This is a genomic window from Pseudomonas fontis (genome assembly GCF_028656955.1).
Lineage (GTDB): Bacteria > Pseudomonadota > Gammaproteobacteria > Pseudomonadales > Pseudomonadaceae > Aquipseudomonas > Aquipseudomonas fontis.
Window position 1 is genome coordinate 143,705 of the sequence record NZ_JAMDGY010000014.1, and the last position, 20,400, is coordinate 164,104.

Sequence of the window (20,400 nt, forward strand, 5' to 3'; positions counted from 1 at the left end):
GCTATGCGTGCCCGACAAATACGTCGGCATACAGCTGATTGCGTGGCAACCCGGCCAGAAACAGGCGTCGCGCAAATTGCTCGACACTGGCGGGCGCACCACACGCCAGCGCTACCGTCTGCCGCGATTGCAAGCGCAACGCCGCCAATGCCGGCGCCAGCTCAAGCGGGGTCACCCACTCGACCTGCAAGGTCGGATGCTTAGACGCCAGCACCCGCAACTCGTCAGCCAGGTAATGCTCCCGCGAAACGTGCAGCAGGCGGATCCCGCCATGATGCTCCTGACGCAACGCCTCACGCAGAATCCCCCACAATGGCGCCAACCCGGTGCCGGCGGCCAGCAGCCACAGTGGCCGTTCCTGCCAGTCGGGGTCGTAATGCAGCGCCCCACCCCGCAGCTCGCCCAGGCGCAGCGTATCTCCCAGCTTCAAGCGCCGGGCGGCATCGCAAAAGGCGCCTGAATGACGGCAGTCGAGGTGGAACTCAAGAAAGCGCTCTTCCTGCGGCACACTCGCCAGCGAATAAGGCCGAGCCACGCCCTCGGCACTCCACAGCACCAGGTGCTGACCGGCCTGGTAACGCAAGGCGCGCTGCGGCTGCAGGCGCAAACGCAGCACCTCGCCGCCGAGCCAGTCCAACGCGACAACCTCAGCCGGCGTGCCATCCTGCACCGGGTCGAACACCGCAACGCGCAGGTCTTCCTCGACCCGGCACTGGCACGCCAGGCGCCAGCCCTCTGCGCGCTTGTCGGCGCTCAACGCCTCAGGCTTGGCATCCCCCGGCTGCCCTTGCAGGCAACGCACCAGGCAGGCATGACAACTGCCCGCCCGACAGCTGTACGGCACGGCAAAACCTTCAGCATTCAAGGCATCGAGCAGGTTGCTGCCCGCCGTCACCGACCAGCGTCGCTCCGCCACCTGAAGCTCAGGCATCGACCACCTCCCACGCCGCCACACAGCGATCACGGCCACTGCGCTTGGCACGATACAGCGCCTCATCGGCGCGGTGCAGCGCGGCGTCCAGGTCGTCACCCTCGGTCAGCAGGGTCATCCCCGCCGACAGGCTGAGGGCCGAGACCCGTAGCCCCACCGCACTTGGCTGGGTACCGGCAAAGGCCAGGCGGATTCGCTCGCAACACTCCACCAACGCGTCGGCACTGCAATCAGGCATCAGCAGTACGAACTCTTCACCACCGTAGCGCGCGAGCACTGCGTTCTCGTCCAGGCAACCTTGCGCCACCTGGGCGAACGCCTGCAACACCTGATCACCCGCAGCATGCCCATAGACATCGTTGATCCGCTTGAAATGATCGAGGTCGATCAGCGCCAGGCCGTGGCGCACGCCCATGTGCATGGTTTCCAGTTCTCGCCCGGCAAGGCGCAGGAAATGCCGGCGGTTGAACAGGCCGGTCAGTTCGTCGGTGGCCACCAGTTCTTCAAGCTGGCCCATCATGCCGCGCAAGGTGTCCTGGTGCGCCTGCAAGGCAAAGCGACGCTGGCGCATGCGCAGGCGCGACGCCTGCACATAGCGCGCATACAGGCACAGCCATGCCAGCACCACGAACAGCGTGCACACCTGCAACACCGCCAGCGGTGGGTCGTAGAGCTTGCCGCCATGCGCCTCGAGCAGGTTGAGCGTGGTGAAGCTGAAGAACACCAGCAACGCGCAGCGCACGAACGCGCGGCCGCTGAGATGGAACAAGCCGAACATGAGGATCAGCGGATAGATGACCAGGAAAGTCCCGCGGGCCTGGTTGAGGTTGGCCAGCAGCCAGGTCTGCCAGGTCAGCGCCAGCAACACCTGGCATTCGGTAAGGCTGGGGTCGCGGCAGCGCAGGTTGCGCCCGGTGAGAAACACCCAGCCCATCACCAGTTGGCTGAACACCAGCATGCCGGTGCCCGTCGCCATGTCGCCCACCGGCGCCAGCACATGCCCACCCATGATCGCCGTCCACACCAACAGCAACACCAATCCATAGGTGCAGGCGGCCAGGAGGAATCGTTTGAGGAGGAGTTTCTGCAGCGCGGATTCGGTCACAGGTGAAATACCGGCCCTTGGTGGCGGCGAATGATAATTAATGGCCAGCTGCCACTTTAGGGTGAGTTCAGGATTATTGCCATGTTTGCCCCCTCGACTACGCAAAAACAGTGCCGCCCGGCAGCCGACCTTGGTTGGGACCACTGGTGCGTGTGCCGCCGTCGCAGGCGCGCTATACTGCCGCGCCTTTTTTGCGTCGGCCCTAGCCTGTCGGCGCGCCTTGAAAGGTCGTTTCGACTGCCCGGCCTGTCCGCGTCGGAATACCTTAATGAATGTTCCCGTCTTTAAGAGGAGCGCGCTGCATGACCGTGATCAAGCAAGACGACCTGATTCAGAGCGTTGCCGACGCCCTGCAGTTCATTTCGTACTACCACCCCGTTGACTTCATCCAGGCCATGCATGAGGCCTATCTGCGTGAAGAGTCGCCCGCTGCGCGCGACTCCATCGCCCAGATCCTGATCAACTCGCGCATGTGCGCCACCGGCCACCGGCCGATCTGCCAGGACACCGGTATCGTTACCGTGTTCGTGCGCGTCGGTATGGATGTGCGCTGGGATGGCGCCACCCTGAGCGTTGACGACATGATCAACGAAGGCGTGCGCCGCGCCTACAACCTGCCGGAGAACGTCCTGCGTGCCTCGATCCTGGCCGACCCGGCCGGTGCTCGCAAAAACACCAAGGACAACACCCCTGCGGTCATCCACTACTCCATCGTCCCGGGCAACACCGTGGAAGTGGACGTGGCGGCCAAAGGCGGCGGCTCCGAGAACAAGTCGAAAATGGCCATGCTCAACCCGTCCGACTCGATCGTCGACTGGGTTCTGAAGACCGTTCCGACCATGGGCGCTGGCTGGTGCCCACCGGGCATGCTCGGCATCGGCATCGGCGGCACCGCCGAGAAAGCTGCGGTCATGGCCAAGGAAGTGTTGATGGAATCCATCGACATCCACGAGCTCAAGGCCCGTGGCCCGCAGAACCGCATCGAAGAGATCCGCCTGGAGCTGTTCGACAAGGTCAACCAGCTGGGCATCGGTGCCCAGGGCCTGGGCGGCCTGACCACCGTGCTCGACGTGAAGATCATGGACTACCCGACCCACGCCGCTTCGCTGCCGGTGTGCATGATCCCGAACTGCGCCGCCACCCGTCACGCGCACTTCGTGCTCGACGGTTCCGGCCCTGCCGACCTGGAAGCGCCGTCGTTGGACGCCTACCCGGAAATCGTCTGGGAAGCCGGCCCATCGGCCCGTCGCGTCAACCTCGACACCCTGACCCCGGAAGACGTGCAGAGCTGGAAGCCGGGCGAGACCATCCTGCTCAACGGCAAGATGCTCACCGGCCGCGACGCTGCGCACAAGCGCATGGTCGAGATGCTGAACAAGGGCGAAGAGCTGCCGGTCGACCTCAAGGGTCGCTTCATCTACTACGTCGGCCCGGTTGATCCGGTGCGCGAAGAAGTGGTTGGCCCTGCCGGCCCGACCACCGCTACGCGGATGGACAAGTTCACTCGCCAGATCCTCGAGCAGACCGGTCTGCTGGGCATGATCGGCAAGTCCGAGCGTGGCCCGACCGCGATCGAAGCGATCAAGGACAACAAGGCCGTCTACCTGATGGCCGTCGGTGGCGCTGCCTATCTGGTTGCCCAGGCGATCAAGAAGTCCAAGGTGCTGGCCTTTGCCGAACTGGGCATGGAAGCGATCTACGAGTTCGACGTCAAGGACATGCCGGTCACCGTCGCGGTAGACAGCAACGGTGAGTCGGTACACATCACCGGCCCTGCGATCTGGCAAAGCAAGATCGCCGAGAGCCTGGCGGTAGAAGTGAAGTAAACCTCAGGGTTTGACGCACTGAAAAAGCGGCAGCGGGTGCAAACCCCCTGCCGCTTTTTTGTTTCAGGCGGCGGGCGACTGCGCCAGGTCAGACGGCTGCAGATGCCGATGACCGTACACTGCCGCCGCCAGCACGACCACCCCCGCCGCCAGGGCCACCACGAACCCTGCACGTGCGCCGAGGGCATCCACTACCTGCCCGGACACCGCCGCGCCCAACGCAACGCCAATACCCAGCCCGGAAATCAGCCAGGTCAGCGCTTCGGTCAGGCGCGTACCGGGGACCATCTGCTCGACCAGTGTCATTGCCACGATCAGCGTGGGCGCAAAGAACAGGCCCGACAGCAGGATCGCCACGGACAAGCCGAGGATGTTGCTCGCCAGCAGCAACGGCAGCGTGCTCACCGCCGTCGCTACCCCGCACCAGAGGAACAGGCGCGGCAACGGTGTTTCCAGCTTCAAGGCGCCAAACACCAACCCCGCCAGGCAAGAGCCGAAGGCATACACCGACAACACGATGCTCGCCGCTGCCGGCTGGCCTTGATGTTGAGCGAACGCCACGCTGACCACGTCCACGGTGCCGACGATGGTGCCCATGGCCACCAGCAACAACAGCAGGACGCGCATGCCGCCAAGCCTGAGGATCGAGCCGCCACAGGTGTCGGTCTGCACCTGGACCGGGGGCTCGGTGCCGCGCTGTATCACGAAGGCAAATACACCAACGGCCAGGAACAATGCGGCAGCCAGAGGGCCCGCCTCGGGGAACAGCGCCACGCTTAACCCGACCGCCACCGGCGGCCCAGCAATAAATACCGCCTCATCCAGCACGGACTCCAGTGCATAGGCCGTTTGCAAGCGTGGTGTGCCCCGATAGATATGGGTCCAGCGGGCCCGCACCATGGCCGACACGCTGGGCATGAAGCCTGCCAGGACGGCGCAGACGAACAGTGTCCAGTCCGGTGCCTGCCAATGGGTACAGGCGAGCAACGCGAGAATGCCGAACACGCTGATGCTCGCAGCCAAGGGCAGCACCCGGCTTTGCCCCAGGCGATCGACCCGGCGCGCGATCTGTGGCGCCATCAGGGCACTGGTGAGGGCGAAGGTCGCAGCCACGGCGCCCGCCAAGCCATAGTTGCCGCGCAACAGGGCGAGCATGGTGATGATGCCGATGCCGGTCATGGCAATCGGCATGCGGGCCACCAGCCCAGCCAGGACAAAGCCCCGGCTGCCGGTGGCAGTAAACAGTTCACGGTACGGGTTGGCCATCTTGGCACTCACTGGTGATAAATACATACGGTGCGTATGCTTAAAAGCCTATGGACATACGCCACGTATGTCAAATAGCATCCGTGCAACGATGACTGGAGAAAACCATGCCCCGCCGCACCCGTGCCGACATGACCGAAGACACCCGCGCCCGCTTGATCGCGGTGGCTCGCCTGGCGTTTGGTACGCGCGGGTATGCCCGCACCTCGATGGATGAGTTCACCGCCGAGGCCGGTTTGACCCGTGGTGCGCTCTACCATCACTTCGGTGACAAGCAAGGTTTGCTGGCGGCAGTGGTGGAGCAGATTGACGCCGAGATGGATGCCCGGCTGCAAGCGATTTCTGCAGATGCCCAGGAGCCGTGGCAAGGTTTTCGGGATCGCTGCCGTGGCTACCTGGCGATGGCACGTGAGGCGGAGTATCAACGGGTCGTGTTGCAGGATGCACGCGCGGTGCTCGGGGGTGCAATGCCGGGTGCCCAGTTGCAATGTGTCGCGTCATTGCGGGCGATTGTCGATCAGTTGATCGTCGCCGGGGTTGTGGCGCCGCTGGATGCGCAGGCGGTGGCGCGGTTGATTCATGGCAGCCTGACGGAGGCATCGTTCTGGATAGCCGAAGGGGACGACGGCGATGCCCGGCTGGTGCAGGCGTTGGCGGCGTTGGAGCTGATGCTGCAAGGTTTGCGGGCCCCATCGCGGGACGAGCCCGCCCCCACCGGTTAAGCATCACCCAGGCACCTGTGGGAACGGGCTCGTCCCGCGATTCCTTGCTGAGAATCACAAGGTAATGCTGGTCCCCAACAACCCCAAGAACGCCGCCAACCACGCCGGATGCGCCGGCCATGCCGGAGCCGTCGCCAGGTTGCCCTGCACATGGGCCTGGGTCACCTCGATTTCCACGTACGTGCCACCCGCCAACCGCACCTCCGGAGCACAGGCCGGGTAGGCGCTGCATTCGCGCCCCTCGAGCACCCCCGCCGCCGCCAGCAGTTGCGCCCCATGGCACACGGCGGCGATCGGCTTGCCCGCCTGGTCGATGGCCTTGACCAGCGCCAGCACCTCTTCATTCAATCGCAGGTACTCCGGCGCCCGCCCGCCCGGGATCACCAGCGCGTCGTAATCCTCAGCCCGTACCTTGGCAAAATCGAAGTTCAAGGCGAAGTTGTGCCCAGGCTTCTCGCTGTAGGTCTGGTCGCCCTCGAAATCATGGATCGCCGTACGCACCGACTGCCCCGCGCCCTTGCCCGGGCACACCGCATGCACCGTATGCCCGACCATCTGCAAGGCCTGGAACGGCACCATCACTTCGTAGTCTTCGACGTAATCACCCACCAGCATGAGAATTTTCTTCGCAGCCATTGCCTGTGCTCCATGTCGTTCGAGGGAAACCCACCCGCACTACAGTAGTCCGCTCAGCTACGCCGATCCAGCAGGTTGACCACCACCCGGTCGAGCCAGCCCCACAGCCGCTGCTGCACCCGCCGCCACAGCGGCCGCGCATGCCAATGGTCGAGATCGATCTGCAGGCTCTGGGCAAAGTCCCGGGTGAAACTCGCCGCCACCGCCTCGGTCAGCCCGGGGTCGATCGCCTCCAGGTTGGCTTCAAGGTTGAAGCGCAGGTTCCAGTGGTCGAAGTTGCACGAGCCGATCGTCACCCAGTCATCGATCAACACCATCTTCAGGTGCAGGAAACACGGCTGGTACTCGAATATCTTCACCCCGGCACGCAACAGCCGTGGGTAATAGCGATGGCCGGCATAGCGCACGGAGGGATGGTCGGTGCGCGGCCCGGTGAGCAGCAAGCGCACGTCGATGCCTTGCGCGGCAGCCCTTCGCAGCGAGCGGCGGACCTTCCAGGTCGGTAGAAAATACGGCGTCGCCAGCCAGATACGCCGGCTGCCACTGTTCAATGCCCGCACCAGCGATTGCAGGATGTCACGGTGCTGGCGGGCATCGGCATACGCGACCCGGCCCAGCCCTTCCCCCCCGCTGGGTACGCGGGGCAGGTGCGACAAGCCAAAGTGCGTCGGCGGGCGCCAGGCGGTGCGGCGCAAGTTGGCCCGCCACTGGCGGTCGAACAGCATTTGCCAGTCGGCGACCAGCGTGCCCTGCATCTGCACCATGACCTCGTGCCATTCACTGGCGTCTTCGCCCGGTCGCCAAAATTGGTCGGTGACCCCGGTGCCGCCGACCATCGACCAGTTCTGGTCGACCAGCAGCAGTTTGCGGTGGTCACGATAGAGGTTGCGCAAGCCGCGTCGCCAGCGCAGCCGGTTGTACCAGCGCAGCTCCACGCCCGCCGTTTGCAGGCGTTGGCGCAGGCTCAGGGTGAAGGCCAGCGAACCGTAGTCATCGAACAGGCAGCGCACCTGCACGCCCCGCTCGGCCGCCTCGCTCAGGGCCTGGACCAGCGCTTCGGCGCAAGCACCGGCTTCGACCAGGTAGAGCTCCAGGTCGATCTGCAATTGGGCACACCCAATCGCGCTGAGCATGCGTGGAAAGAAGCTCGGGCCGTCGATCAGCAGCTCGAATTGGTTGCCGGCACGCCAGGGGAACACCGGCCCGGCCATGTCAGCGCGCCGTGAAGATCAGCACCGCACCCACCGGCACCGAGGTATTGATCGACTTGAGCCCAGCCAGTTTGCGCAGCGTGGCCAGCCCCGGCAGCAGGTCGAAGTGTTCGGCCCGCAGGATCAGCGGTTCCAGGGTGACCACCTGAAAGCGCCGCTCATCCAGACGCGTCGCCAACAGCTGGGCGTTGTAGCTGTGCGACTTGCCGTGCAGGGTCACCGTCAAGGGCAGGCGCAGCTCGACCTGGGCACCGTTGGCCAGGTCATTGATCGGGCGCGGGTCGATCTGCGCCTCGATGCTGGCTTCCGGGAAGGTTGCAACATCGAACAGCTCATTGCGCATGCGCTCGTCACGCAACGGGATACCGCTGTTGACCGAGTCCATCTCGATCTGCAACTGCGCCGCGCCCTTGCGATCCACTGTGCCGTGCATTACCAGGAAGCGGTGCACTTCGGAGATATCGCCGTTCTTGCTGGTGATGAAGGACAATCGCGAAGACTCGCCGTCCAGGTGCCAGTTGGCGTGGGCCGGCAGGGAGAACAGGGCCAGCAGGGCAAGTAGCAGTCGCAAGCGGTTGAACATGAGAAATCCTGAAACAAAGTGATCGCCAACCTTAACCGCGCAGGCCTCACGGCAGCAAGCGACAGCCCTCGCGCGGGCCCAGCCACACGGCCGTGTTGCGCCGCCCGAGACCTTCGGCAATCACTCGCTGCGCCGGCGGTTCATCCTCCAGCCGGCTCAAGGGCAGGTATTGCTGCACATACCCCTGGCAGTAGGCCGCATCGAAGCCCATGACATATCGGCAGGAGCAGTACTCCTTGGCCGAGTAGGCGCTGAGGATATCCGGAAAGTCCTCCAGGGCCTGGCGCTCGTACCAGGCCCAGGCACCGAGCACGAGCAGCACGAGCAGCACAATCCGCTTCATGGCGATTCTCCGGCAAAGGCTGCCAGCACGCGCTTGAGCAGTTCGTTGTGCGCGTAGGTGCCATCGCGGTCATCGCCATAGCGCACGATCACCAATTTCTCTTTGGGCAACACATACAACGCCTGCCCCCAGTGCCCCAGTGCGGCGAAGGTGTCGGCCGGGGCATCCGGCCAGGGCCTGGGCCCACCGGCCAGCGGCACGTTGAGCCACCACTGCCCGCCCGCCACCGCCTCACCGGGTGTCGCCGTGGCGTGCTCGAAGGGTGCTCGGTTGAATTTGACCCAGCTTGCAGGCAGCAACTGGCGGCCCTGCCACTGCCCGTCTCGCTGCATCAGCAGGCCGATGCGCGCCAGGTCACGGGCGCTCATGTAGAGGTAGGAAGAGCCCACGAAGGTGCCACTGGGGTCACGCTCCCAGGTCGCGGTGCGAATGCCCAGCGGGTCGAACAGTGCCTGCCACGGCCAGTCGTCATAGTGCTGGCTGCCAACCATGCCGCGCAGAGCGGCGGCCAGCACGGTGCTGTCACCACTGGAATAGAGGAAGCGCTCGCCCGGTGCTGCCACGGCGGCGTGGCTGGCGGTATAGGCCGCCATGTCGACCCGGTCACGGGTGTAGAGCATGGCCACAACCGAGGATTTCAGCGGGGCGTATTCGTAGTCCTCCTGCCAGTCCAGGCCGCTGGCCCAGTGCAGCAGGTCCTTGATGCGCACCTCGGGGTGCGTTTGCATCGGCGCGTAGAAGCGCGCAACCGGGTCATCGAGGGTAAAGCGCCCTTGCCCCTGGGCGATGCCCAGCAGGGTCGCCAGCACGCTTTTGCTGATCGACCAGGTCAGGTGCGCGGTAGTGGCCGTGGTGGGCGCGGCGTAGTGTTCATAGACAATCCGCCCGTCGCGGATGACCAGCAGGGCATCGCTGCGCACCCCCGCCCGCGAGGGCTGGTCGCGCAGCGCGAAGGCGTACGCCTGCAGCGACTGCACCGCAGCGCTGGTAGGTGGCGGTGCTGACTGCCAATCCGGCACCGGCCAGGTTTCAGCGCTGGCCTGGGTGCCCCAGCACAGCGCGACGATCATCCACGACAACAGCCTTCTACCCATGACCCGCCCTCGTGGCTGTGGTCGGGCAAGGCTAGCAGGCTTTCATGACAATCCCGCAGCGGCCCAGGCCTTGGCCAGGCGCTTGGCCCGGGCGGCGCTGGCCAGTTCAAGGATGCCGCGATCACGCTGCCACAACTCGGCCCATGGCCCCGTTGCGCTGCTCAGTGCCTGGTCAAGTTCGGCACGCATGGCGCCGAACTGGGCGAACAGGCCACCGAGCAGCAGATGACAGGCTGTCGAATCGGCACACTGCCGGCTGGCTTCGGCGCAGCCACCGAGCAGGCTGATCAGGCGCAGTTGCAGCCCCTGAGGCCATTGGTTGCCACGCCCGACGCCGTACAACCAGGCCGCCAGCGCGCTGAGCACATACAGGTCTTCGAGCGAGCGGAACGGTTTGACGTAGGCATCCCAGCCATCCCCGGCCAGGCGCTCGCACAGCACCTGCTCCAGGTACAGCTTGGCGTGGCTGACTTCGGGAATCAGCGGCAGGGTCGGCAAGGGTTCGATGCGCACCCCCGGCTCGCCCGGGTAGACCACGGTCAGGCTCAACTGCGGTGACTCGCCCGGCGCCTCGCTGCGCGCGGCCACCAGCAACCAGTCGGCCTCCAGGCCCGCCGTGACGAAATCCTTGCGCCCGGTCAGGCGCAGCGCTTCCTGGTCCAGGCGCATGTGCATGTCGGCTGGCCGCACACTGCGCTGTTCGGTCGCACACAACGCCCCCAGCGTATGCGGCGCACTTGGCCATAAAACCCGCAAGGCCGCCTGATACCCCACCAGAAAAGCCAGCCCCGGCGTCGGCATGGCCTGCCCGCCAAGCACCGCCAATTCGAACGGGCTGACCGGGCCCAACTGCCCGAGCAAACTGGCGTAGGTATCGGTCAGGCTGCCCAGCAGCGCCTGCGGCTGCGGGTGATTGAGTCGTTCCAACCAGGTCATGCACACACTCCTTGGGGCTGTCATCCAAGCATCACCAAAGGTTCACGGAGGTGACACCGCGGTTACCTAGGCTGAGCTTGCACAACAAAGTCGACCGGCCGCAACCCCATGGCTGGCTTATGGAGACTCGCAATGACTCAGATCGCTCGCTCTGGCGACAACAGCACTGACCGCCGTCTGCAAGCCGAACGCCTGGTCGGGCCGGCAGCCCTGCAGGAAGCACAAGCCCTTCGCTTCAGCGTTTTCAGCGCTGAGTTCAAGGCCAAACTCAAAGGCGCCGAGCTGGGCCTGGACATGGACGACTACGACATTCATTGCCGGCATATCGGCGTGCGCGATCTGAACACCGGGCGCCTGGTGGCCACCACCCGCCTGCTTGACCACCAGGCTGCCAACAGCCTGGGGCGTTTCTACAGCGAAGAGGAATTCAGCCTGCACGGCCTCGGCCACCTGCAAGGGCCGATCCTCGAACTGGGGCGTACCTGCGTCGACCCGGCCTACCGCAACGGCGGCACCATCGCCGTGCTCTGGGGTGAACTGGCCGAAGTGCTCAACGAAGGCCGCTACAGCTACCTGATGGGCTGTGCAAGCATCCCCATGCAGGACGGCGGCGTCCAGGCCCACGCGATCATGCAGCGCCTGCGCGAACGCTACCTGTGCACCGAGCACCTGCGCGCCGAGCCGAAGAACCCGCTGCCGAGCCTGGACCTGCCGGGCAATGTCATCGCCGAGATGCCGCCGCTGCTCAAGGCCTACATGCGCCTGGGCGCGAAGATCTGCGGCGAGCCGTGCTGGGACGAGGACTTCCAGGTCGCCGACGTGTTCATCCTGCTCAAGCGCGACGAACTCTGCCCGCGCTATGCCCGTCACTTCAAGGCGGCAGTCTGATGCAACGCCTGCGCGTCATCGCGCGGATCGTGCGGGTCATGCTGGTGGTGCTGTTCGGCCTGGGCATGGCAACGCTGTTCAGCCTGTATGAACGCCTGGGCGTCGCCACCTCGGCGCAACGCCGCCAGCGCTGGTCGCAGCGGTTCATGCGCCGTTTGAGCGGCGCCCTGCCGTTCAAGGTGCGGGTGGTCGGGCAACTGCCGCAACAGCCGATGCTGTGGGTCAGCAACCATGTGTCCTGGACCGATATCCCGCTGCTGGGCATGCTCGCGCCGCTGTCGTTCCTGTCCAAGGCCGAGGTGCGTAGCTGGCCGGTGGCGGGCTGGCTGGCGCTGAAGGCCGGCACGCTGTTCATCCGCCGTGGCGGTGGTGACAGCCAGCTGCTGCGCAAGCAGATCAACCAGCACCTGGATCAGGCCTGCCCGCTGCTGATCTTCCCGGAAGGCACCACCACCGATGGCCGTAGCCTGCGCACCTTCCATGGTCGCCTGCTGGCCAGTGCCATCGACACCGGCACGCCGTTGCAACCGGTGGCACTGCGTTACCTGCGTGATGGCAAGCCGGACCCGATAGCACCCTTCATCGGCGATGACGACCTGCTCTCGCACCTGATGCGTCTGTTCAGCCAGGACTGCGGCGAGGTGGAAATCCAGCTACTGGAACCGATTGCCAGCCACGGCGAGGAACGCGCGGCCCTGGCGTTCAAGGCACAACTTGCCGTGCAGGTCGCGCTGTTCGGCGCCGAGCCGGTGGCCCAGCCACAGCGCCGGGCGAAAGCCGCCTAAGCGGGTTGCAAGGCCTTCAGCGCGAAGGCTTGCAGCTCGGGGTAGAAGGCCCGGAAGTCGTCGAGCAACGGCGCGTACAGGGCGTCCACCTCCTCCATCGCCCCGGCCATGCCTTCGGGGCGCGACAAGCGTCGGGAGATCCCGCGAAACACCTGCTCCAGCACGGCAAACTCGCGGTACGAACCCAGCCAGTCATCCGCCGCCATGTACGGCGCAATCTGTGCCAGCCGCCCCGGCAGGTCTGGTTGTGCGGCCAGCACCTGGTATACCCGCCCAGTAAATTGCGCCAGCGGCTGCTCGGCATAATCCTGCCAGTGCAGTGCCAGGCAATGGTCGAAAAACACGTCGAGGATGATCCCCGCATAGCGCCGCCGCTCCCTGGGGAAGCGCACCAGCGCATTGAGCACCAGCGGATGGGCATCGGTGAACACGTCGATTTGCCGGTGCAGGCGAATCGCCGCTTCGAGGGTCAGCGGAAAGCGGCCGTGCAGCGGCCCTTTGACGAAATCACCGTAGAGGCTGCCGAGCAATTGCTCCGGCAGTTGCCCGCCCAGGTGAAGGTGCGCGAGGTAGTTCATGGGCGCAGTCTAGCACTTGCCCCCTTCATATCGTTATAACCCGATATAGCGATTTACGCTGAGCTAAGAACATCTTCATATTTGTATATCGCGAAATACCGATTTATATTTCGCTCCATCGCGATATACCGTTACAACCAAAAGAGCCCAACCACTATGCCTCTCGATCTCGACGAAATAATAAAAGCCCTGGCCCACCCAGTACGGCGAGAAATCCTCAACTGGCTGAAAGACCCCGACGTGCAATTCCCTGACCAGCAGCACACCTCCGAACACGGGGTATGTGCCGGGCAGATCGACCAACGCTGCGGCCTGTCGCAGTCCACGGTCTCGGCCCATTTGGCCACATTGCAGCGTGCGGGCCTGATCAGCAGCCAGAAGGTTGGCCAGTGGCATTTTTTCAAGCGCAACGAGGAAACCATCCAGGCCTTCCTCCAGCAGATGAGCCAAGAGCTCTGACAAGGACCTTGCAATGCCCCTTCCCCTCCTGATCCTGGCGCTCAGCGCCTTTGCCATCGGCACCACCGAGTTCGTCATCATGGGCTTGCTGCCAGAGGTCGCCCGCGACCTTGGCGTATCGATCCCCGGTGCCGGCTGGCTGGTGACCGGTTACGCCCTGGGCGTGGCCATCGGTGCACCGTTCATGGCCCTGGCCACCGCGCGTTTGCCGCGCAAGGCCGCGTTGGTCGCCCTGATGGGGGTGTTTATCGTCGGCAACCTGCTGTGCGCCATCGCCAGTGACTACAACCTGCTGATGTTTGCCCGGGTGGTCACCGCGTTGTGCCATGGCGCCTTCTTCGGGATCGGTTCGGTAGTCGCCGCCAGCCTGGTGCCGGCCAACCGCCGCGCATCGGCAGTGGCCCTGATGTTCACTGGCCTGACCCTGGCCAACGTGCTCGGCGTGCCGCTGGGCACCGCGCTGGGCCAGGTGGCTGGCTGGCGCTCGACGTTCTGGGCGGTGACGGTGATCGGCGTGATCGCGCTGATCGGCCTGATCCGCTACCTGCCACTGCGCCATGACGAGGAAAAACTCGACATGCGTGCCGAGTTGGCTGCACTGAAAGGCGCCGGTATCTGGCTGTCGCTGTCGATGACCGTGCTGTTCTCGGCCTCGATGTTTGCCCTGTTCACCTATGTCGCGCCGCTGCTGGGCGATGTCACTGGGGTTTCGCCTCAAGGCGTGACCTGGACCCTGCTGCTGATCGGCCTGGGCCTGACCCTGGGCAATATCGTCGGCGGCAAGCTGGCTGACCGGCGCCTGGGCGCCACGCTGATCGGCGTGTTCGTCAGCATGGCCGTGGTCTCGACAGCCCTGAGCTGGACCAGCACCGCACTGATTCCTGCCGAGATCACCCTGTTCCTCTGGGCCACCGCCGCCTTTGCCGCGGTCCCGGCATTGCAGGTCAACGTGGTGACCTTCGGCAAGGCGGCGCCGAACCTGGTGTCGACCCTGAACATTGGCGCCTTCAACCTGGGCAATGCCCTGGGCGCCTGGGTGGGCGGCACCGTGATCGCCCAAGGCCTGGGCCTGACCCGAGTACCTCTCGCCGCAGCGGCCCTGGCCGTGCTGGCGCTGATCGTCACCCTGATCACTTTCCGCCAGAAAGGCCCTGACGCCGAACTGGCACCTGCTACTCACTGATTGATTGCTACGAGGTTCATGCACATGACGACTCTATTCGACCCGATTACCCTCGGCGATCTTCAACTGCCGAACCGCATCATCATGGCCCCGCTGACCCGCTGCCGCGCCGACGAAGGTCGCGTGCCCAACGCGCTGATGGCCGAGTACTACGTGCAACGGGCCAGTGCCGGGCTGATTCTCAGCGAGGCCACTTCGGTGACGCCGATGGGCGTGGGTTACCCGGACACCCCGGGTATCTGGTCCAACGACCAGGTGCGCGGCTGGACCAACGTGACCAAGGCCATTCATGGCGCCGGCGGGCGGATCTTCCTGCAACTGTGGCACGTCGGGCGGATTTCCCACCCGAGCTACCTGAACGGCGAGACCCCGGTAGCGCCGAGCGCGATTCAGCCCAAGGGCCATGTGAGCCTGGTACGGCCGATCAGCGAATTCCCGACGCCCCGTGCGCTGGAAACCGCCGAGATCGCCGATATCGTCGATGCCTATCGCACCGGGGCCGAGAACGCCAAGGCCGCAGGCTTTGACGGCGTGGAAGTGCACGCCGCGAACGGTTACCTGCTCGACCAGTTCCTGCAAAGCAGCACCAACCAGCGCTCTGACCTGTACGGTGGCTCGCTGGAGAACCGTGCGCGGTTGCTGCTGGAAGTGACCGATGCAGTGATCGAGGTGTGGGGCGCCAACCGGGTTGGCGTGCACCTGGCGCCACGGGCTGACAGCCATGACATGGGCGATGACAACCGTGCCGAGACGTTTACCTATGTGGCACGGGAGCTGGGCAAGCGCGGGATCGCGTTTATCTGCTCGCGGGAGAAAGAAGGTGACGACAGCATCGGGGCACTGATCAAGGAAGCCTTCGGTGGGCCGTATATCGTCAATGAGCGCTTCGGCAAGGCCAGTGCCAATGCCTCGCTCGCCAGTGGCAAGGCGGATGCCGTTGCCTTCGGGATTCCGTTTATCGCCAACCCGGATCTGCCGGCGCGCTTGGCGGCTGATGCGCCACTCAATGAGCCGCATCCCGAGACGTTCTATGGCAAGGGGCCGGTGGGGTATATCGATTATCCACGGATGTGATGGATGGGCGTCTGTGGGAGCGGGCTGGTCCCGCGATGCTTTTTTGAGGATGACCAGCGACCGCTTTGCGGCCAATCACTGACAACGTAGCCGCTGCCGTCAGGCTGCGCTCGTCTGCAACGCAGGCGCCGCCTTTGGGAGCCCTTACGGGCTCCAGCGCAGCCTAACGGCAGCGGCTACAGAAATTGTGTACCCCCCTTTTGCGGAGTAGACCCATCAAGGCCGAGCATTGATCTGCTGCTGCAGATTCTGCACCTGACTTTGCAGGGTATTGATCGTCCGCGACATCTGCCCACGAAACGCATCAAACTCCGCCGTCGAAGCCCCACCACCGCCAGCCGCCGCAGCCGGACGATTCTCCACCTCACTCTTGAGCACAATCAGATCCTGCTCAAGCCGCTCGACAGCCGCCGCCGGGTTGCCCTGTTTTTTCAGCGCGGCGATGTCCGCACTCAAGCCCTTGATCTGCCCGTCGACCTTGCTGGTATCAGCCTGCGCCGCTTTCAGCGCCGCCACCTCGCTCCCAAGCGCCTTCAGTTGTTCCTGCAATTGCGCATTGGCGGCCTGCTGCGCCGTAACCTGCGCCAACGCCTGGTCCAGCCGCGAGCCCAAGGCCCCCGCCTGTCCTTCACGCTGCTTGCTCTGCTCCGCCACATTGGCATTCAGCTGATTGACCTGCGCATCAAACGCCGCCTGCAACTGCTTGACCTGCAACTTCAGCGCCTCGCTGCCGGTATTGACGTTGCTCTCACTGGCATCGACCTTGCCGCTGATGGCCTGCAACCGCCCCGCCGCTTCTTCGCTGATGCGCGCAAAGGCTTCCTGGGTCGCCACCAGTTGCTGCTCCATCAAGCTGATCTGCTGGAAACTCCACCAACCCAACCCCGCCAATGCAATGAACGACGCACACACCAACGCCCACAACGGCCCGGTCAGCGGCTTGCGCACGGCCCGACGCGCCGCGACCCGAGGATGGTCGGCCGGAGCAAATTCATCGTCATCTCGAACCACCGCCTTGAGCGTCGGCACATTTTCGAAATCGTCATCGCGAGCATCGTTACGCATGTAAGGTTTTCAACCGCCGTGATAGCAAATGAGCACTAGTATAAACCGCTTGCCGGTCGCCCTGATCGACCACATCCAAGCGCACTGGTTCAGTGACCACCCTGCTGGGCCTTCCACCAACCGCAGAATTCATCCAGCGCAGCCCACACACTGACCTGCGGCTGATAACCGAGCAAATGCCGGGCCCGGCTGATATCCAGGGAAAAGTCCTTGTTCATCACCTGCATGCCCAGGCGCGACAGGGTCGGCTGTGGACGCCCCGGCCAGAGCATGCAGCAACCCTCGTTCAGCGCAGCGGCGCTGTACGCCAGGCCGTAGGAGCGATAGCGGGTCACCTGCGGCAGTTGCATCTGGCGCATCACGTAATTGACCACATCCCACAGCGGAAGCGGCTGGCCGTTGCTGATGTTGTAGGCCTGCCCCAATGCCTCGTTACCCACATGCAAGGCACTGAGCAAGGCTTCATTGAGGTTCTGCACGCTGGTGAAATCGACCTTGTTCAGGCCGTTGCCGACAATCGCCAAGCGGCGTTTGCGCTGCATCTGCAACAAGCGCGGGAAGATGCTCACATCCCCCGCCCCGGTGACGAAGCGCGGACGCAGGGCCAACACTTCCAGACCAAACTCCTGGGCGCCAAAGACCTTCTGCTCGGCGAGAAACTTGGTGCTCGCATAATGATCATGGAAGCGCTTGGGCACCTGCTCTTCGCGGATCCCCGTTTGCGAGCGACCATTGAAGTAGATCGACGGAGACGACAAGTGCACCAGGCGGCGCACGTGTTCCTTGAGACAGGCCTCGACGACATTCTCGGTCACCACCACATTGCCGTGATGGAAGTCCTGGTAACGCCCCCAGTTCCCCACCGCGCCAGCACAGTGCACCACGGTATCGACGCCCTGGCACAAACGCCGGGCCAGCTCCGGGTCGCCCAGGTCGCCAGGGATGAACTGCGCACCACGGCGCACCAGGTGTTCAACCCCTTCGGCACGCCGGCCATTGACCCGAACGTCCAGGCCCTGCTCCAGGGCAAAGCGCGCAAAGCGCCCGCCAATGAAGCCGCTTGCGCCGGTGACCAGAATTCGCATGAAACACTCCGCCTACAGATTTTTTCCAGATGCTGCTGACGCCGCCATCCCCGTCCACGGCACCAGCCAATTGCCGGCGTGTTGGCGCAAATGGTCAGTGAGGTGCACGAGCAGTTGCCCGCCATTGCGCCAATGATGCCAGTACAACGGCACGTCGATGGGTTTATCGGCCAGGATTTCCACCAGCCGACCACTGGCCAGCTGTTCACGTACCTGCAGTTCAGGCACCAGCCCCCAGCCAATGCTGGCCTCGGTCAGGCGCATGAAGCCTTCCGAAGACGGGCACAGATGATGCAGGAATCCACCAGTAATGCCCAATGAAGCCAGGTAGCGGTGCTGAAGGAAATCGTCCGGTCCGAACACCAGCGCCGGGGTCCGGGCCAGGCGCTCAGCGTCGAACCCGTCCGGAAAATGCCTGGCCATGAACGCCGGGCTGGCCAATGCACGATAGCGCATGGCGCCCAGCAACTCGCTGCGCGCGCCCGCCACCGGCCGTTCGCTGGCACACACGCAGGCAGCCACTTCCCCTGCACGCATGCGTTTGAGGCCGACTTCCTGGTCTTCGACCACCAGGTCCAGCAGCACCTGCTGCTGGGCGCAGAAGTCACCCACGGCCGCGCCCCACCAGGTCGCCAGGCTGTCGGCATTCAGCGCGACCCGCAGGCGCTCCGGCAACCCCTCTTCGTCCAGCGCCGGCACCTGGCTTTGCAGGTCGCGCTCAAGCAGGCGCACCTGCTGCACATGGTTGAGCAGGCGCTTGCCGATCTCGGTCGGGGTCGGCGGGTTGGCGCGCACCAGGACCGGCTGGCCAACCCGTGCTTCGAGCAATTTGATGCGTTGGGAAATCGCCGATTGCGACAGCCCCAGCAACTGCGCGGCACGCTCAAACCCGGCCTGCTCGATGACCGCAGCAAGGGCTGACAGCAGTTTGTAATCGAACATTATTTTTCCTAATGCCTGATCAGCTTTATTTGTTTTTCTTATACATCCGTTGTCCCCAGAATAGCCAGCATCCTCACGCTGTTTCCCGCAGCCCGCCGGGGCTGAATTCCTGGAGTTACCCTCATGTGGCAAAGCTACCTCAACGGCCTGCTGGTCGCGTTCGGCCTGATCATGGCCATCGGCACGCAAAACGCCTTCGTGCTCGCGCAAAGCTTGCGCCGTGAGCACCATCTGCCGGTGGCCATGCTCTGCGTGTTCTGCGATGCGATCCTGGTTGCGGCCGGGGTCTTCGGCCTGGCCACCGTGCTCGCGCAAAACCCGACGCTGCTGGCCGTCGCGCGCTGGGGCGGCGCGCTGTTCCTGATCTGGTACGGCAGCAAGGCGCTGATCCGCGCCTGCTCCAAGCAGAGCCTGCAACAGGGCGAAGGCCAGGGCCTGCGTTCGCGGCGCGCGGTGCTGCTCAGTGCACTCGCCGTGACCCTGCTCAACCCGCATGTCTACCTCGACACGGTGCTGCTGATCGGCTCGCTCGGCGCGCAACAGACGGTGCCCGGCGCCTATGTGGCCGGGGCGGCCAGCGCCTCGCTGATCTGGTTCTCGACCCTGGCGCTGGGCGCCGCATGGTTGGCGCCATGGCTTGCTCGCCCGGGCACCTGGCGGATGCTCGACCTGATGGTGGCGGTGATGATGTTCGCGGTGGCGGTGCAGTTGATCGTGAGCTGAAGCGCCGCTGGTCAGCGCAACGCAAAGGCTCTGGAACCTCTTTCCCGTACACTTGTTGCGTGGTTAACCCTGGGGCCCGGTGCTATGATCGAGCCCTTGCGTCGCAAAGAGTAAAAACTCGCCGACGCTCTTCCGGCCGCCCGTGATCGGCCTTGCGCTCACCGCAACAGACCTGATTAGGAGATTCACCATGGCTTTTGAATTGCCGCCGCTGCCTTACGCCCACGATGCCCTGCAGCCGCACATTTCCAAGGAAACCCTGGAATTTCACCACGACAAGCACCACAACACCTACGTCGTGAACCTGAACAACCTGGTGCCAGGCACCGAGTTCGAAGGTAAAACCCTGGAAGAGATCGTCAAGACTTCCTCGGGCGGTATCTTCAACAACGCCGCTCAGGTCTGGAACCACACCTTCTACTGGAACTGCCTGGCGCCAAACGCCGGCGGCCAACCAACCGGCGCCCTGGCTGAAGCCATCAACGCTGCGTTCGGTTCGTTCGACAAGTTCAAGGAAGAGTTCACCAAGACTTCCGTCGGCACCTTCGGTTCCGGCTGGGGCTGGCTGGTCAAGAAAGCTGACGGTTCCCTGGCCCTGGCCAGCACCATCGGCGCCGGCAACCCGCTGACCAACGGCGACACCCCGCTGCTGACCTGCGACGTCTGGGAACACGCCTACTACATCGACTACCGCAACGTGCGTCCTAAGTATGTCGAGGCGTTCTGGAACCTGGTCAACTGGAAGTTCGTTGCCGAGCAGTTCGAAGGCAAAACCTTCACTGCCTGAGCCGTGCCTGCTGCTGTCGCTCGCTGAGTGACACCAGACACAAGAAGCCCACCCCTGGCGGTGGGCTTTTTTTTGTGTGAATTCTGGACAAGACTTGACCCTGCATGCTCTGTAGCCGCTGGCGACAGGCTGCGCTGGAGTCCGTCAGGGCTCCCAAAAGCCGCGCCCGCGTTGCAGG

At 64.3% G+C, this 20,400-nt stretch carries 22 protein-coding genes; 9 read left to right on the forward strand and 13 right to left on the reverse strand.

Annotated elements, in window-relative coordinates; translation table 11 throughout:
- Position 1: 1 nt before the first annotated feature.
- Positions 2 to 931 carry an iron-sulfur-binding ferredoxin reductase gene (locus tag M5G11_RS05615; protein WP_273910941.1) on the reverse strand — a complete coding sequence of 310 codons (930 nt, stop codon included), beginning with the start codon at positions 929 to 931 and terminating at the stop codon, positions 2 to 4.
- Positions 924 to 2,036 carry a GGDEF domain-containing protein gene (locus tag M5G11_RS05620; RefSeq protein WP_273910942.1) on the reverse strand — a complete coding sequence of 371 codons (1,113 nt, stop codon included), beginning with the start codon at positions 2,034 to 2,036 and terminating at the stop codon, positions 924 to 926. The genes M5G11_RS05615 and M5G11_RS05620 overlap by 8 nt, the downstream gene beginning before the upstream one ends.
- A gap of 302 nt (positions 2,037 to 2,338) precedes the next feature.
- Between M5G11_RS05620 and M5G11_RS05625 the strand changes: the two genes are divergently transcribed.
- Positions 2,339 to 3,862 carry a fumarate hydratase gene (locus M5G11_RS05625; RefSeq protein ID WP_273910943.1) on the forward strand — a complete coding sequence of 508 codons (1,524 nt, stop codon included), beginning with the start codon at positions 2,339 to 2,341 and terminating at the stop codon, positions 3,860 to 3,862.
- Between the two features lie 63 nt (positions 3,863 to 3,925).
- On the opposite strand, the gene M5G11_RS05630 is transcribed toward M5G11_RS05625, so the two are convergent.
- The gene (locus tag M5G11_RS05630) at positions 3,926 to 5,128 is read right to left on the reverse strand and encodes an MFS transporter (protein ID WP_273910944.1); all 1,203 of its coding nucleotides are present in this window, start codon (positions 5,126 to 5,128) and stop codon (positions 3,926 to 3,928) included.
- Positions 5,129 to 5,235: 107 nt separating this feature from the next.
- Between M5G11_RS05630 and M5G11_RS05635 the strand changes: the two genes are divergently transcribed.
- Positions 5,236 to 5,850 (forward strand): TetR/AcrR family transcriptional regulator, encoded by a 615-nt coding sequence (locus tag M5G11_RS05635; RefSeq protein WP_273910945.1) that lies wholly within the window; start codon positions 5,236 to 5,238, stop codon positions 5,848 to 5,850.
- 54 nt (positions 5,851 to 5,904) lie between these two features.
- Here the strand turns inward: M5G11_RS05635 and M5G11_RS05640 are convergent, their stop codons facing one another.
- The 6 genes from M5G11_RS05640 to M5G11_RS05665 are packed head-to-tail and all read right to left on the reverse strand — an operon-like array spanning position 5,905 to position 10,653.
- Positions 5,905 to 6,486: a DJ-1/PfpI family protein gene (locus M5G11_RS05640; RefSeq protein ID WP_273910946.1), complete on the reverse strand. Its 582-nt coding sequence runs from the start codon at positions 6,484 to 6,486 to the stop codon at positions 5,905 to 5,907.
- Between the two features lie 53 nt (positions 6,487 to 6,539).
- A complete protein-coding gene (locus tag M5G11_RS05645; RefSeq protein ID WP_273910947.1) occupies positions 6,540 to 7,697 on the reverse strand; it encodes a phospholipase D-like domain-containing protein in 1,158 nt (385 codons plus the stop codon).
- A 1-nt stretch (position 7,698) separates the two neighbouring features.
- Positions 7,699 to 8,280: a YceI family protein gene (locus M5G11_RS05650; protein ID WP_273910948.1), complete on the reverse strand. Its 582-nt coding sequence runs from the start codon at positions 8,278 to 8,280 to the stop codon at positions 7,699 to 7,701.
- Positions 8,281 to 8,326: 46 nt separating this feature from the next.
- Positions 8,327 to 8,623 (reverse strand): amidase, encoded by a 297-nt coding sequence (locus tag M5G11_RS05655; protein ID WP_273910949.1) that lies wholly within the window; start codon positions 8,621 to 8,623, stop codon positions 8,327 to 8,329.
- Positions 8,620 to 9,717, reverse strand: a complete 1,098-nt coding sequence (locus M5G11_RS05660) for a serine hydrolase domain-containing protein (RefSeq protein ID WP_273910950.1) — start codon at positions 9,715 to 9,717, stop codon at positions 8,620 to 8,622. The genes M5G11_RS05655 and M5G11_RS05660 overlap by 4 nt, the downstream gene beginning before the upstream one ends.
- 42 nt (positions 9,718 to 9,759) lie before the next feature.
- Positions 9,760 to 10,653, reverse strand: coding sequence for an acyl-CoA dehydrogenase middle domain-containing protein (locus M5G11_RS05665; protein ID WP_273910951.1), 894 nt, complete (start codon positions 10,651 to 10,653; stop codon positions 9,760 to 9,762).
- A gap of 132 nt (positions 10,654 to 10,785) precedes the next feature.
- On the opposite strand from M5G11_RS05665, the gene olsB reads away from it, so the two are divergent.
- Positions 10,786 to 11,541 carry an L-ornithine N(alpha)-acyltransferase gene (gene olsB / locus M5G11_RS05670; protein ID WP_273910952.1) on the forward strand — a complete coding sequence of 252 codons (756 nt, stop codon included), beginning with the start codon at positions 10,786 to 10,788 and terminating at the stop codon, positions 11,539 to 11,541.
- A complete protein-coding gene (locus M5G11_RS05675; RefSeq protein ID WP_273910953.1) occupies positions 11,541 to 12,326 on the forward strand; it encodes a lysophospholipid acyltransferase family protein in 786 nt (261 codons plus the stop codon). The genes olsB and M5G11_RS05675 overlap by 1 nt, the downstream gene beginning before the upstream one ends.
- Here the strand turns inward: M5G11_RS05675 and M5G11_RS05680 are convergent.
- The gene (locus M5G11_RS05680; RefSeq protein WP_273910954.1) at positions 12,323 to 12,904 is read right to left on the reverse strand and encodes an acyl carrier protein phosphodiesterase; all 582 of its coding nucleotides are present in this window, start codon (positions 12,902 to 12,904) and stop codon (positions 12,323 to 12,325) included. The genes M5G11_RS05675 and M5G11_RS05680 overlap by 4 nt on opposite strands.
- Positions 12,905 to 13,060: 156 nt before the next feature.
- On the opposite strand from M5G11_RS05680, the gene M5G11_RS05685 reads away from it, so the two are divergent.
- The 3 genes from M5G11_RS05685 to M5G11_RS05695 are packed head-to-tail and all read left to right on the forward strand — an operon-like array spanning position 13,061 to position 15,620.
- Complete coding sequence (locus M5G11_RS05685; RefSeq protein ID WP_273910955.1) at positions 13,061 to 13,363, forward strand: ArsR/SmtB family transcription factor; 303 nt, start codon at positions 13,061 to 13,063, stop codon at positions 13,361 to 13,363.
- Positions 13,364 to 13,376: 13 nt separating this feature from the next.
- Positions 13,377 to 14,546 carry an MFS transporter gene (locus tag M5G11_RS05690; protein ID WP_273910956.1) on the forward strand — a complete coding sequence of 390 codons (1,170 nt, stop codon included), beginning with the start codon at positions 13,377 to 13,379 and terminating at the stop codon, positions 14,544 to 14,546.
- A 24-nt stretch (positions 14,547 to 14,570) separates the two neighbouring features.
- Positions 14,571 to 15,620, forward strand: coding sequence for an alkene reductase (locus M5G11_RS05695; protein WP_273910957.1), 1,050 nt, complete (start codon positions 14,571 to 14,573; stop codon positions 15,618 to 15,620).
- Between the two features lie 216 nt (positions 15,621 to 15,836).
- Here M5G11_RS05695 and M5G11_RS05700 read toward each other — a convergent pair whose 3' ends face one another.
- The 3 genes from M5G11_RS05700 to M5G11_RS05710 all read right to left on the reverse strand — a co-directional run bounded on the left by M5G11_RS05700 (position 15,837) and on the right by M5G11_RS05710 (position 18,712).
- Positions 15,837 to 16,685, reverse strand: coding sequence for an ATPase (locus M5G11_RS05700; protein WP_273910958.1), 849 nt, complete (start codon positions 16,683 to 16,685; stop codon positions 15,837 to 15,839).
- An 89-nt stretch (positions 16,686 to 16,774) separates the two neighbouring features.
- On the reverse strand, positions 16,775 to 17,770 hold the full coding sequence (locus M5G11_RS05705) for an NAD-dependent epimerase/dehydratase family protein (protein ID WP_273910959.1): 996 nt from the start codon (positions 17,768 to 17,770) through the stop codon (positions 16,775 to 16,777).
- Between the two features lie 12 nt (positions 17,771 to 17,782).
- Positions 17,783 to 18,712: a LysR family transcriptional regulator ArgP gene (locus M5G11_RS05710; RefSeq protein ID WP_273910960.1), complete on the reverse strand. Its 930-nt coding sequence runs from the start codon at positions 18,710 to 18,712 to the stop codon at positions 17,783 to 17,785.
- Positions 18,713 to 18,835: 123 nt separating this feature from the next.
- On the opposite strand from M5G11_RS05710, the gene M5G11_RS05715 reads away from it, so the two are divergent.
- Together M5G11_RS05715 and M5G11_RS05720 are read left to right on the forward strand one after the other, a co-directional pair.
- Complete coding sequence (locus M5G11_RS05715; RefSeq protein WP_273910961.1) at positions 18,836 to 19,435, forward strand: LysE/ArgO family amino acid transporter; 600 nt, start codon at positions 18,836 to 18,838, stop codon at positions 19,433 to 19,435.
- 190 nt (positions 19,436 to 19,625) lie between these two features.
- The gene (locus M5G11_RS05720) at positions 19,626 to 20,222 is read left to right on the forward strand and encodes a superoxide dismutase (RefSeq protein WP_095154728.1); all 597 of its coding nucleotides are present in this window, start codon (positions 19,626 to 19,628) and stop codon (positions 20,220 to 20,222) included.
- Positions 20,223 to 20,400: the final 178 nt, after the last annotated feature.